Genomic DNA, 12,536 nt, shown 5'->3' on the forward strand with positions numbered 1-12,536 from the left:
CGGCAAAAGCCCGTGTTTGCGCGTCATCGGGATGGCATGGAAGCTGCTAATGGGAAATTGCCGAAGCAATTGTGCCGGTCAACCGTGAGGTGTCCCATGAGCAGCCTGCCCGTCACCGCGGCGGGAATTGGATCATCCGGTGCGTACGCGCTGAACGGTGGCATGGTCACCCGCTTCTCCGCGGCGACCAAGGCCAGTTCGGAGATGATGGCACGCGTCGGGGTCGGCGATTCCGCTTTTCAGCAGCAGATGAGAATCGCGGCGGACCCGAACGCCGTGGACCCGGCGGTCACGGCGCGCAGCCGTGCCGTGCAGGCCCACGCCCTGTTCCGGCAGGGCGGCCAAGTCGTCGCCGCGGTCTGGCGGGACGGCCAGACGCAAATGAGCAACGGGCTTGCCGCGCGGCTCGACTGGACCGCGCTGGAGCGGCAGACCGCGTCTCTGTCCGAGGCGCAGCGACGCGACGCGATCGCCTCCGCCATCGCCAAACAGCTTGGCGGAGGCGTCCAGGTCCAGCGCTACGGCGACAGCGGTGCCGCGCCGACCCGTGGCGCGCTGATCGATGAGCAGGCCCCGGCGAACCGGGCCGCAAACCGGGCGGTGCGCGACGGGCGATAACCCCGCCGCGCACCCAACAGACTTCAGGCCGCGGAGCGCTTGTTGCCGCCGGACGGGCCGCCGTGCGGGGCGGGGCGGCGGTTGTGGCGGTTCTGCTGGTTGGCCGAGGCCTTGGCCTTCAGCGGCTGGTCGCCGGTGGCGCCGGCAACCCGCGCGCCCTGCGGCGCCAGCGGCTTCGCACCCTGGGCCTTCGGCGCCTGAGCCCGCTGGCCCTGCGGCTTGCCGCCGCCCGGCTGCTGCTGCTGGGGCTGGCCGCGGCCCGGACGGGGCTGCTTGGGCGCCGGCTTCGGCGGCTTGGCGGAGGAGGCGTGGATCGCCGCCACCACCGACGCGTGGTAGGGGTGGTCGTGGTCCGCCGGGACCGGCTGGCGGATGGTCTTCTCGATGGCCTTCAGATAGGCCACCTCCTCCGCGTCGCAGAAGGACACCGCGCTGCCGTCGGTGCCGGCGCGGGCGGTGCGGCCGATGCGGTGGACGTAGCTCTCCGGCTCGTTCGGCAGGTCGAAATTGATGACGTGCGTGATGCCGTCGATGTCGATGCCGCGCGCCGCGATGTCGGTCGCCACCAGCGCCTTGAGGTCGCCGCTGCGGAAGGATTCCAGCGCGCGCACGCGGGCCGACTGCGACTTGTCGCCGTGGATCGCGTCGGCCGGGACGCCGGCCTTCTTCAGATGGTCGGCGATGCGGTCGGCGCCGTGCTTGGTGCGGGCGAAGACGATCGTCCGCTCCATGGCGCCCTCCTGGAGGAGGTCGGCGAGCAGGCGGCGCTTGTCGGCGCGCTCGACGAACAGCACGCGCTGGGCGATGCGCTCCACCGTGGTGGACTGCGGCGCCACCTCGATCCGCTCGGCGTCGGTCAGGATGCTGTGCGCCAGCTCGACCACGGCTTCCGGCATGGTGGCGGAGAACAGCAGGGTTTGGCGCTGCTTCGGCAGGACCGCGACCACCTTCCGCACGTCGCGGATGAAGCCCATGTCGAGCATGCGGTCGGCCTCGTCCAGGACGAAGATCTCGATCTGGTCGAGCACGCACTGCTTCTGGGCCATCAGGTCGAGCAGGCGGCCCGGCGTCGCCACCAGCACGTCGGTGCCGCGGGCCAGGGCGGCGACCTGCGGGCTCTGCCCGACGCCGCCGTGGATCACCGTGCGGCGGATCGGCAGGTGCCGGCCGTAGGTGCGGAAGCTCTCGCCGATCTGCAGCGCCAGCTCGCGCGTCGGCGTCAGGATCAGCGTGCGCGGCGCCTTGGCCTGCACGCGCTTCTTGTTCTGGAACAGCCGCTGCAGGATCGGCAGGGTGAAGGCGGCGGTCTTGCCGGTGCCGGTCTGGGCGAGGCCGAGCACGTCGCGGCCCTCCAGAAGAACGGGGATGGCGCCGGCCTGGATCGGCGTGGCGGTCTGGTAACCCTCTTCGGCGACGGCGCGCAGAAGGGGCTCGATCAGGCCGAGGCCACTGAATTCGGTCATACGGGGAGGGTCCTGGTCACGTGAACAGAGGCTGCACCTGGGCCGTGCCCGGACATGGCCGGGGGCGGCGTGGCTTGGGGCGCTCCGCCGCGGGAGTGCGCGGAGCCATCAATTCACCGTGGGAAGGCGCAAGCGGCGCCGGTACCGGGACGACGAGGAGCCGGCAGCCCCAAAGCAAAATCGACCGGACACACATAGGGGGTGGGGCGGCTTTTGGCAAGCAAACAAGGGCCTTGGCCCGGTTTCGGACCGGAAATGTCCCTGGGACGGACGGCGATTCCGGGTGACGGTGGGAGCGGCGTGGGTGTGACGTCCCGGCGGGTGAGGCATTTTGCCGCGTGAATTCCCGGATAAAAAAACGGGGTATAGGATTGCGAATGAATTTCAGTATTATGATTGGCGCTGCAGCATGGCGCCCCGGATCGCGGGAGACGGCGCCGCAACGGATGGCAAAGGCGGTGGGGCAATGACGTCGCGTCTCGAATCCTTGTGCCTGGAAAAGGGACTGAAGATGACCGGCCAGCGCCGGGTCATCTCGCAGGTCCTGTCGGAGTCGGAGGACCATCCCGACGTGGAGGAGGTCCACCGCCGCGCCGTGCTGATCGACCCGCGCATCTCCATCGCCACGGTCTACCGCACCATGCGCCTTCTCGAGGACGCGCAGGTGATCGAGAAGGTGGACCTGGGCGACGGCCGCGCCCGCTACGAAGAGGCGTCGACCGACCATCACCACCACCTGATCGACACGCGCAGCGGGCGGATCATCGAGTTCGCCAGCCCGGAGCTGGAGGCGCTGAAGGAGCGCATCGCCCGGGAGCTGGGCTACCGCATCGTCGGTCACCGGCTGGAAATCTACGGCGTTCCGCTCGACGGCGGGGATGCGCAGGGCGGCAACTCTGGCGAAGGCGGGGAGCGTCGATGAAGAGCATGCGCTGGCTGACGATCGATCCCTACCCGACGGTGACCCTGGATTGCCGCGACGCGGTCCAGCGCTGCTACGCCGGCCTGTGCGGCTGCGGCCAGCCGGAGCGCTACGCGCTGGAGGCGGCGGTGACCGTCTTCCGCTACCACCATCCCGAAACCCCGCCCTTCCAGGCGGAAACCATCGTCAGCCAGTGGGTGGCCGGACCGGTCCGCCACTGACGCCGGCTCCGGCCGGCGCTCACCAGCGGCGCCGCTTGCGCTCCAGCGTGTCGGGGGCGAAGTCCTCGGGCCGCAGGGTCTTGGCGAAGTCCGGCGGGGCGAGCTGGTTGTCGAGGCCGCTCACCACATAGCGGTCGCCCGTGAGGTCGTAGGTGATCTCCAGCGCCGGGGCGAAGACGGGCACCTGCGGATAGGCGATGCCGTGCGCCTCGGCGTAGCGGACCAGATCGCCCTTGGCGTCGTAATGGTCGGCCATGACGATCTGCCAAGTGTCCTCGTCCAGATAATAGGTGCGCTCCGGCAGGGCGTGGCGGAAGTTCGGCTTCACCCGCGCCTCGACGATCCAGACCCGGTGCATCTCGTAGCGCAGGAACTGCGGGTTGGGGTGGCCCAGCCACAGGAAGTCCACCGGCGCCAGGCCGGGCGTGTTCATCCGGCTGGCGTTGTAGGGCACATACATCTCCCGCCGCGTCACCAGCGTGAAGTCGAAGCGGTCGATCGGGCCGCTGAACATGTCCAGCATGTCGGCGGTGCGGATGCCGCCGCTGGCCGGGTCCGGCGTGTCGTAGACGAAGTCGGGCGCGCGGACGGGCTTGCCGCCCTCGCCCTGGCGGAACCAGGCGGCGAAGCCGGACTGGATGGGGTTCAGCGTGCCGTGCAGCAGCAGGGTGGTCCCGGCCTCCGCCTTGGGCATCAGGGTGGTGCGGCGGTAGTGGAAGGGCCGCCCGCCGTCGATGCCGGCGGCGTAGCTGGACTGCCAGTCCTCGCGGTGGACCGCCGCGGTGTAAATGCCGCCGGACTCCGGCAGGACGGTGGCGCCGGTGCGGCTGAAGAAATTCCCGCGCCAGCGCAGGATGTGGTTCCACATCGCCTGCACGCCGTTGGCCGGAATGGGGAAGGGCACCCCCACCCGCGCCCCGCTCAGCGCCAGACCGTTTTCGCCCAGCTTGGCGCGCTTGGCGTTCGCGATCGACTCCTCGTAGACGCGCTGCGGGGCGGCGGCGCTGCGGCGGCTGGGGAAGACCGGGATCTCGAAGGACGGGTATTTGGTCAGCATCTCCTGCAGGCCGCCGGACAGGCGGACCTTGTAGCGGTCGATGTCCGCCGGCCCCACGGTGAACCAGCGCCCGTCCTCGTCGTAGGGATCGGGCAACGGGGCGCCCGGCTTCCAGCCGTCGGGGGCTTGGGTCAGGCCGCCCTTCCAGGCCGGAATGGCCCGCGTCCGGCTGGCGCCGCGCACCGCGCCGAAGGGCGTCAGTTCCTCCCCCAGCGCGGGGACCTTCTCCTGCGCGGCGATCGGGGCCGCGTAGGGAAGCACCGGCAGGGAGAGCAGAAGGCTGGAGAACTGGCGGCGGTTCATGCGCGTCTCGCGGCGTGGCGGGTCGCGGGGACGATACCCCAATCGGGCGCCGGTTCGAACGGACAAAGGACGTTCAAGAGGGTGCTCAGGGCGGCGGTGCCGCGGCGAGGGCGCGTTCGACCTCCCCCATCGCCTGTTCCAACGCCACGGCGAGCGTGGCCACCCGGTCCCAGGGGGCGTCCTGCATCAGCGCCTGCTCCAGCGCCTGCGCCGCGTCGCCGAGCGCTTTCGCGCCGGCGTTGCGGGCGCAACCCTTCAGATTGTGGGCGCCGGCGCGGATCGCCGTTCCGTTCCGCGCGATGACGGCGTCGGCGACCTCGTCGGCGATGTGACGGCCGATGCCGATGAAGTCGTTCAACAGCTCGTTCATCAGCGCCCGGTCGTCGCCGCAGAGCCGGCGCAGCACGTCGAGGTCGATCGCCGGGGTTTCCGGCGGCGGCTGAGGAGGCGGGCTCGGTGCCGCCGCGTCGGCGGCCGCGGGCGGCAGGAACCGGGCCAGAACGGCGTCGAGCTTGACCAGATCCAGCGGCTTGCTCAGCGCCTCGTCCATGCCGGCGGCGGCGTAGCTCTCGATGTCCGCCGGGGCGGCGTTGGCGGTCAGGGCGACGATCGGCAGATGGGCGCCGGTGGCGCGCTCCGCCGCGCGGATGCGGCGGGTCAGCTCGAACCCATCCACCTCCGGCATTTGGATGTCGGTCAGCAGCAGGGCGTAGCGCCGCCGCTCCAGCGCGGCCAGGGCCTCCGCCCCGCCGGTGGTCAGTTCCGCCGTGTGGCCCAGCGCGGTGAGCTGCATCTGCAGGACCTTGCGGTTGATGGCGTTGTCCTCCGCCACCAGGATCAGCCGCCCGCGGGCTTCCGCTTCGGCGATGGCCCGCTCCGGACTCAGCGGGGCCGGGGCGCAGGGCGCGGCGGTGGGCGGGCCTTCGCCGGGTGCGGCGTCCGCCAGGGCGCGCCCGGCGGCCACCGTGACGGCGCGCACCAGCGCGGCGCGGCGGACCGGGCGGCTGACCGCGACCGACCCGTCGGCGATTGGTCCGCCGGCGACTGGCCCGCTGGCGACCGGCCTGCCGATGCCCGCCGGGTCCTGCAGCAGCACCGTCGGCACCCGCGCTTCGCCGACGCGGCGGCCCAGCAGCTGCGGCGCCTGGGCGGCGGCGGGGGTGTGCAGCGCCTCGTCGACCACCACGACGTTCAGCGCGCCGCTGGCTTCGCGGGCCGTGCGGGCCAGCTCGGCCAGGGCGTCCGGTTCCCCGGCGGCCAGAACCCGCGCCCCGGCGGCCTCCAGATAATCGGCGACGATCCGGCGCTCCGCCGTCTCCGGCAGGCCGACCAGGACGGTCAGGCCGGCGAGGTCCGGGTCCGCCGCCGGGAACGCCGGCGCCGCGGCGGCTTCGGCCGGGGCGAGGGCGGCCGCGTTGTCCAGCGTCAGCTCGACCCAGAAGGTCGAGCCCACCCCCGGCGCGCTGTCCACCCCGATCGTCCCGCCCATCAGCGCGACCAGCCGCCGGCTGATCGACAGGCCCAGCCCGGTGCCGCCGAAGCGCCGGGCGGTCGAGCTTTCCGCCTGGGTGAAGGGCTGGAAGAGCTGGCGGCGCGCCGTCTCGGAGATGCCGATGCCGGTGTCCGTCACCGCGATGCGCAGCCGGGTGGCGGTCCGAGTGTTTGTGTCCGCCCCGACCACCAGGGTGGCCTGCACGACGATCCGCCCGCGCTCGGTGAACTTGATGGCGTTGCCGCACAGGTTGAACAGGATCTGGCGCAGCCGCACCGGGTCGCCGGTCAGCGCCTGCGGGATCGCCGGGTCCACATAGGTCAGCAGCGTCAGCCCCTTGGCCCGCGCCGCCGGGGCCAGCGTGTCGGCCACCCCTTCGACCAGGGCGGGGATGGAGACGGGCACCTGCTCCAGGTCCATCTTGCCGGCCTCGACCTTCGAGAAGTCGAGGATGTCGTCGATGATCCGCAGCAGCGAGGTCGCCGATTCCCGCATGGTCGCCACGGTGTCGCGCTGCCCGCCGTCCAGCGGCGTGCGCTCCAGCAGTTCCAGCATGCCCAGCACGCCGTTCATGGGGGTGCGGATCTCGTGGCTCATGGTGGCGAGAAAGGCGGACTTGGCGGTGGTCGTCTGCTCCGCCTGCTCCTTGGCGCGTTCCATCTGGTGCTCGGCCAGCTTGCGCCGGGTGATGTCGTAGACCCAGGCGAGATGAACCGGGCGGCCGTCGAGCAGCGTGGGGTCCACCGACACCAGCGCCCAGAAGGTCGAGCCGTCGGCCCGCCGCACCCGCACCTCGGCGTCGCGCAGCGAGCGGCGGAAGAAGGTCCAGTGCGTCTCGTGCGCCTCGGTGTTGTCCGGCTCGATGAACAGGTCGGCGATGGAGACTCCGACCAGCCGCTCCTTCGGCACGCCCAGCAGATGGACCAGCCGGTCGTTGCACATCACCAGCACGCCGTCATGGGTGTAGGCGCAGACGCCGACCGGGCTCGATTCCAGGATGGCGCGCATCTGCTCGCGGCTCTGCCGCAGCTCCTGCGTGCGCTCGGCCACCTTGGTCTCGATGGAGCGGATCTGGTCGTAGGCGCGCAGCGCCGCGATCACCGCGGTGAACAGACCCTCCGCCGACAGGTCGGCCTTCGACTTGTAATCGTTGATGTCGCAGCCGACGATCACGTCGCGCTGCGGCGCCTGCCCCGGCTGGCCGGTGCGCAGGATGATGCGGACGTCGAGGTTGCCCAGCGCGCCGCGGACCCAGCGGACCAGCGTCAGGCCGGCGTCCTCCTCCTCCATGACCACGTCGAGCAGGATGACGGCGATGTCCCGCCGGTGGCGCAGCAGGGCGCGCGCCTCGGCGGCGGAGCGGCAGCCGATCAGCTCCAGCCGGCGGCCCTGGAACTCCACGTCGTCCAGCAGGAGGGCGGTCATGGCGTGGACGTCGTCCTCGTCGTCCACCACCAGGATCGGCCAGGGCGGAGTCTCCTCCCGGTCTCCATCCTCCTCGTCGGCGAACAGGATTTCGTCGTCCGGGTTGGGATCGGTGTCGGGCACGATCAGCTCGTCGGTCATGATGCGTCCGTCATGCTGCGTCGGTTTCCGGGTCCTTCCCGGCGGCGCCGGCCATCCGCGGCGCCGTCATGGGAATCCGCAGGAGGAAGCTGGTGCCCCCGCCCGGACGGTCGTTCGGCGGCGGACTCTCCACCGAGATCCGGCCGCCCAGCGATTGCGTCACCAGATTGAAGACGATGTGGAGACCGAGCCCGCTGCCCCCGGTGCCGCGCTTGGTCGTAAAGAAGGGTTCGAACACCTTGGGCAGATTGTCCGGGGCGATGCCGACGCCGTCGTCGGAAAAGCGGATGTCCAGCTCGCCGTCCGGCAGTTCCTCCACGGTCAGCGCCATCGCGCCCTCCCGCCCGTCGGGGAAGGCGTGGGTCAGCGCGTTGATGACCAGATTGGTGATGACCTGGCTGAGCGCGCCGGGGTAGCCGTCCATGGTGATGCCGTCCGGGCAGGCGACGCTCATCCGGTGCAGGCTCTTGCGCAGGCGCGGCCCCAGCGAGGTGATGATCTCGTCCAGGTAGGAGCGCAGGTCGAAGCGGCGGCGCTCCTGGCTGGTCTGGTCGACGGCGACGCGCTTGAAGCTCTGGATCAGCTCCGCTGCGCGGGTCAGGTTCTGCTCGATCAGGCGCGCGGACTCGCCCGCCGCCGCCACATAGGCGGTCAGGTCGGACTTTTTCAGCGCGCCCTTCGCGAAGGCCTCGGTCAGCGTCTGCGTCTTCGACGCCAGATGGGTGGAGCAGCTGTAGGCGATGCCGACCGGCGTGTTGATCTCGTGCGCGACGCCGGCCACCAGCAGGGCGAGCGAGGCCATCTTCTCCGCCTGGACGAGGCTGTCCTGGGTTTCCTTGAGGTCGGCGTAGGCGGTCTCCAGCGCTTCCATGGCGTGGAACACCTCCTCGGCGGAGCGCGCCTCGACCGTCACGTCGGTGAAGGTGCGGACGAAGCCGCCCTCCGGCAGGGGGTTGGACCGCACCTCGATGATCGTGCCGTCGGGCCGCCGCCGCTTGAAGGCGAAGGGCTGGTCGGGCACCACGGCGGTCTCGTCCAGCTCCAGGTCGGGATCGATGCTGAAATCCTCGAAGGCGCCCTTGGCGCGCTGGAGCCGGATGATCTCGGGAAACAGCGGGTTGCGGGCCAGGAAGGCCGCCGGCACGTCGAGAAGCTCCGCGGCGTGGCGGTTGGACATGACGACCCGCAGGTTGCGGTCCACCATGATGATGCCCTGGTCGGTGTTGTCGAGCGTGATCTGAAGGACGTTCCGCTCGCGCGCCAGATCCCGTTCGGCCTGCATGCGCTCGGTCACGTCGGACATGGTGCCGGTCAGGCGGACCGCCGTTCCCTCGGCGTCGCGCAGGGCGGTCGCCCGGTCCTCGATCCAGCTCCAGCCGCCGTCCCGGCGGCGCATGCGGTAGACGGCGGTGTAGGCGCTGTCGGTGTCGCGCACGCGGCTGCGGGACGCCGCGACGACGCGCCGCCGCTCCTCCGGGTGGATCAGCGACTCCCAGGTCCGCGCGGTCATCGCCAGTTCCGCCGGACCGTAGCCGAGCAGCGCGGGGAACTCCTTCGACCACCAGTACTGGCCGGTCCGCAGGTCGTAATCCCAGACGGAGGAGCGGGTGGCGGCGATGGCCAGCCCCAGCCGCTCCTCGCTCTGGCGCAGGGCGGCCTCCTCCTCGTCCAGCCGGGTCAGCATGCCGTTGTAGGCGGCGATCACCCGCCCCAGCTCATCGGCCGACGACCACTGCACGCGCTGACGCAGATGCTCCTGCTCGGCGGTGCGGATCGACGCGATCAGCCGGCCCAGCGGCACGCCGATGGTCAGCCGGTGGGCGGTCAGCGCGGTGACCAGCGTGCCGACCAGCATCAGCAGCAGGAGCCACAGCGTGTTGACCATCTCCTGCCGGATCTGCGCGTCGACCGAGGCGTAGCTGAAATGGAGCGTCAGCGTGCCGAGCCGGCGGTTCTGCACCTGGATCGGACGGCGCACCGTCTCGCGTCCGGCGAAGGGGCGGCAATCGTCGTCCGGCCAGGCGAAGCGGCCGTCGGCCAGCTCGTCGGCCACCTCGATGCACTGAAGCTCGCGGTTGACGGAGATCGCCTGGATGATGTTGCGGATGGCCGGAACGTCCACCGCCCACAGGCTGGAGGACAGGGCGACGGCGTTGATTTCCGCCACCGCCTCGATCCGGTCGCGCAGGGCGCCGCGCAGATCCTTGTACTTGCCGTAGAAAAAGATCGAGGAAAAGCCGAGCGTGGTCAGGATCAGGATGGGAATCAGGATCAGCAGGAATTTCGCCGACACCGTCGGCACCGTCTTCCACGCCTGCTCGATCACCGTCATGAAAGGGTTTCCCGCTGCGGGGTGGCGTGACCGGGGCGGACCGGCGGCACGGCGCCGCCTTACCGGTCATGCGGTTGTACTATCAACGGACGTGTTCCGTCTACGGTGTGAATGCCGTGAAAATTCTCCTTATGATCGATAAAATCGACGTGATGTATACTTGAAGCTTGAGAGGGGATCGGCCTTGCACTACTGTTCGCGGGAGCCGATTGCGCGGTGCAACACAAGAGGATGTCATGAATTTCCAGGTGCGCCGTTCCTCCGAAACCATCGAGGTGCTGTTGAGCGGCCGGTTGGAATTCACCGACCATGACAGCCTCCCCGACATCGTGGACCTGCTGAACGGGGAAGGGGCGCGCCGTGTCGTCCTGGACATGGACGGGCTGACCTTCATCGACTCCGCGGGGATCGGCATGCTTCTGATCCTCCAGGACGAGTCGGAGCAGCGCAACATCAAGCTGGTCCTGCGCAACCTGCAGGGCGACGTGCTGCGCTCCATCGATCTGGCGCGGATCGGCGAAGTCGTCACCATCGAGCGGTGAGCGGATGATGGACGGTTTTCCCGCCTCTTCCACCGGCCTTCCGCCCGGTCCGCCCGGCGCCGTACGCCCCTTCAGCGTGGTGCGGGACCGCGTGCCGGCGGACGTCGTCGCCCGGGTCGCGGCGCGCTTCGGCCCGGGCGAGGCCGTGATGGGCGCCGCAGACGCGGCGGATGACCGGGTGGCCGCCGCGGTTCTGCTGGCCCAGGCCGACCGCGACATCCTGCGCGGCGCCTTCGGGCTCAACCGCTTCCTGACGGTGGAGCTGACGGAGCGGGAGGACGGCACCGGCGCCATCGACGCCGACTGGCTGGGCGCCCCGCCGGTGGAGCGGGGATTTTACCTGTCGCTGACCACCGGCACCGCTTACGGCCTGCAATGCGCGGTTCTGGTCTGCGACGAACTGACCCGGCGCGGCGTGCTGACGCCGGAGCGGCGCGGCAATGTCGAGCTGTGCCTGCACGAGGCCATCGCCAACGCCATCGTCCACGGCAATCTGGGCATTCCCAGCGCGACCAAGGAGCAGCCGGAGGGCTACCGCCTGTTCAGCCGGCTGCTGCGCGAGCGGCTGGGCGACGGCGCCGTGCGGCAGCGGCGGATCGACATCTTCGCGCGCTGGACCGCCGACAGCCTGTCCATCGCGGTGGTCGACCAGGGCAACGGATTCGACGCCGCGGCCCTGCCGCAGGACACCGACAGCGGCGCCCAGTCCGGCCGCGGCTTCGTGTTCATGCGGGCGCTGGCCCGGCGCATCCACGTGACCGACGGCGGGCGCTGCACCCTGCTGCAGTTCGACCTGTGACGGACAGGCGGGTCCACGCATGCCCATTTCCCTCGCCGCCAGCCGGGTCCTGATCGTCGACGACAACGAGTTCAACAGGAAGTCGCTGGCCCTGATGATCCGCCGCGCCGGGCTGACCCAGATCGAGGTCGCCGAGAACGGGGTGGAAGGGCTGCGCAAGGTGGAGAGCTTCCGCCCCGACCTCGTCCTGCTCGACGTCAGCATGCCGGTGATGGACGGGCTGGAGATGTGCCGGCGCCTGCGCGAGCGGCTGACCCACGAGGAATTGCCGATCCTGTTCCAGACCGCTCTGGACAGCGACGAGGAGCAGGTCCGCTGCTTCGAGGCCGGCGGCAGCGACTTCATCTCCAAGCCGATCAAGCCCGGCGAGTGCGTCGCCCGCGTCCGCCACCAGCTCGAAAAGCGCAAGCTGTTCACCGACCTCGCCAATTTCCGCGCGCGGGTGGAGCGGGAGCTGAAGCACGCCAAGGCGATGCAGCTTTCCCTGCTGCCCGAGCCGAGGGAGCTGGAGGCGGTCGCCGAGCGGTACGAGCTGGTGCTGGACGCCCATTTCGAAACCTCGTCGGAGCTGGGCGGCGATTTCTGGAACGTCTACCCGCTGGACAGCCACCGCGTCGCCTTCCTGATGGTCGATTTCGCCGGGCACGGCATCACCGCCGCCATCAACACCTTCCGCCTGCACACGCTGATCGACCGCTTCCCCATGCAGCACGTGCCGCCGTCGGAATGGCTGTCCGGACTGAACCGGGCGTTGAAGGAGGTGCTGCCGGTCGGGCAGTTCGCCACCGCCTTCTTCGGCATCCTCGACCTGCACACCGACACGCTGACCTACGCCTCGGCCGGGGCGCCGAATCCGGTGGTGGGGATCGCCGGGGAGCTTCGGCTGCTCGACTCGGCGGGGCTGGTGCTGGGCGCGTCGCGCCGCGCCGTCTACGCCGACCGCAGCCTGCGCCTGCCGCGCGGGAGCTGCCTGTTCCTCTACAGCGACGCGTTGATCGAATGCAGCGGCCCGGACAGCGAGCCGATCGGCCAGGACGGGGTCCCGGGCCTGCTGCGCGCCGCCATCGCCGCCAACCGCGCCCGCCCGCTGGGGCCGCTGTTGGAGCGCTTCTACGCCCGCACCAGCCTGCCGCTGCGCGACGACCTGACCGCCGTGTGGATCGCCCGTCGGGCGTAGGGCCCGGAAACGGGAAAGGCCGCCGCGGGTGGTCCGCGGCGGCC

At 70.5% G+C, this 12,536-nt stretch carries 10 protein-coding genes; 6 read left to right on the forward strand and 4 right to left on the reverse strand.

Translation table 11 applies throughout. From position 1 onward, the window contains the following. Positions 1-96: 96 nt before the first annotated feature. Complete coding sequence (locus ACWPN5_RS02520) at positions 97-618, forward strand: hypothetical protein (protein WP_492294066.1); 522 nt, start codon at positions 97-99, stop codon at positions 616-618. 23 nt (positions 619-641) lie between these two features. On the opposite strand, the gene ACWPN5_RS02525 is transcribed toward ACWPN5_RS02520, so the two are convergent. Then, positions 642-2,081: a DEAD/DEAH box helicase gene (locus ACWPN5_RS02525; RefSeq protein ID WP_492294068.1), complete on the reverse strand. Its 1,440-nt coding sequence runs from the start codon at positions 2,079-2,081 to the stop codon at positions 642-644. A gap of 466 nt (positions 2,082-2,547) precedes the next feature. Here ACWPN5_RS02525 and ACWPN5_RS02530 point away from each other — a divergent pair, with 466 nt between their 5' ends. Together ACWPN5_RS02530 and ACWPN5_RS02535 are read left to right on the forward strand one after the other, a co-directional pair. Further along, positions 2,548-3,003, forward strand: coding sequence for a Fur family transcriptional regulator (locus ACWPN5_RS02530; protein ID WP_145682408.1), 456 nt, complete (start codon positions 2,548-2,550; stop codon positions 3,001-3,003). Continuing rightward, a complete protein-coding gene (locus ACWPN5_RS02535; protein ID WP_145682407.1) occupies positions 3,000-3,224 on the forward strand; it encodes a hypothetical protein in 225 nt (74 codons plus the stop codon). The genes ACWPN5_RS02530 and ACWPN5_RS02535 overlap by 4 nt, the downstream gene beginning before the upstream one ends. 19 nt (positions 3,225-3,243) lie before the next feature. On the opposite strand, the gene ACWPN5_RS02540 is transcribed toward ACWPN5_RS02535, so the two are convergent. From ACWPN5_RS02540 to ACWPN5_RS02550, 3 genes are all read right to left on the reverse strand, one after another. After that, on the reverse strand, positions 3,244-4,584 hold the full coding sequence (locus ACWPN5_RS02540) for a DUF1329 domain-containing protein (protein WP_145682406.1): 1,341 nt from the start codon (positions 4,582-4,584) through the stop codon (positions 3,244-3,246). Positions 4,585-4,669: 85 nt separating this feature from the next. Continuing rightward, a complete protein-coding gene (locus ACWPN5_RS02545) occupies positions 4,670-7,642 on the reverse strand; it encodes a hybrid sensor histidine kinase/response regulator (RefSeq protein WP_492294071.1) in 2,973 nt (990 codons plus the stop codon). A gap of 10 nt (positions 7,643-7,652) precedes the next feature. Next, positions 7,653-9,974, reverse strand: a complete 2,322-nt coding sequence (locus tag ACWPN5_RS02550) for a PAS-domain containing protein (protein ID WP_492294073.1) — start codon at positions 9,972-9,974, stop codon at positions 7,653-7,655. 236 nt (positions 9,975-10,210) lie between these two features. On the opposite strand from ACWPN5_RS02550, the gene ACWPN5_RS02555 reads away from it, so the two are divergent. From ACWPN5_RS02555 to ACWPN5_RS02565, 3 genes are read left to right on the forward strand one after another with little or no spacing between them, the layout of a single operon-like run. Continuing rightward, on the forward strand, positions 10,211-10,516 hold the full coding sequence (locus tag ACWPN5_RS02555; protein WP_200477444.1) for an STAS domain-containing protein: 306 nt from the start codon (positions 10,211-10,213) through the stop codon (positions 10,514-10,516). A gap of 4 nt (positions 10,517-10,520) precedes the next feature. Next, positions 10,521-11,315, forward strand: a complete 795-nt coding sequence (locus ACWPN5_RS02560; protein ID WP_492294075.1) for an ATP-binding protein — start codon at positions 10,521-10,523, stop codon at positions 11,313-11,315. Positions 11,316-11,334: 19 nt separating this feature from the next. After that, positions 11,335-12,492 carry a PP2C family protein-serine/threonine phosphatase gene (locus tag ACWPN5_RS02565; RefSeq protein WP_145682403.1) on the forward strand — a complete coding sequence of 386 codons (1,158 nt, stop codon included), beginning with the start codon at positions 11,335-11,337 and terminating at the stop codon, positions 12,490-12,492. The last annotated feature ends 44 nt before the right edge of the window (positions 12,493-12,536 follow it).

This window comes from Azospirillum sp. UENF 211521, from assembly GCF_058780535.1.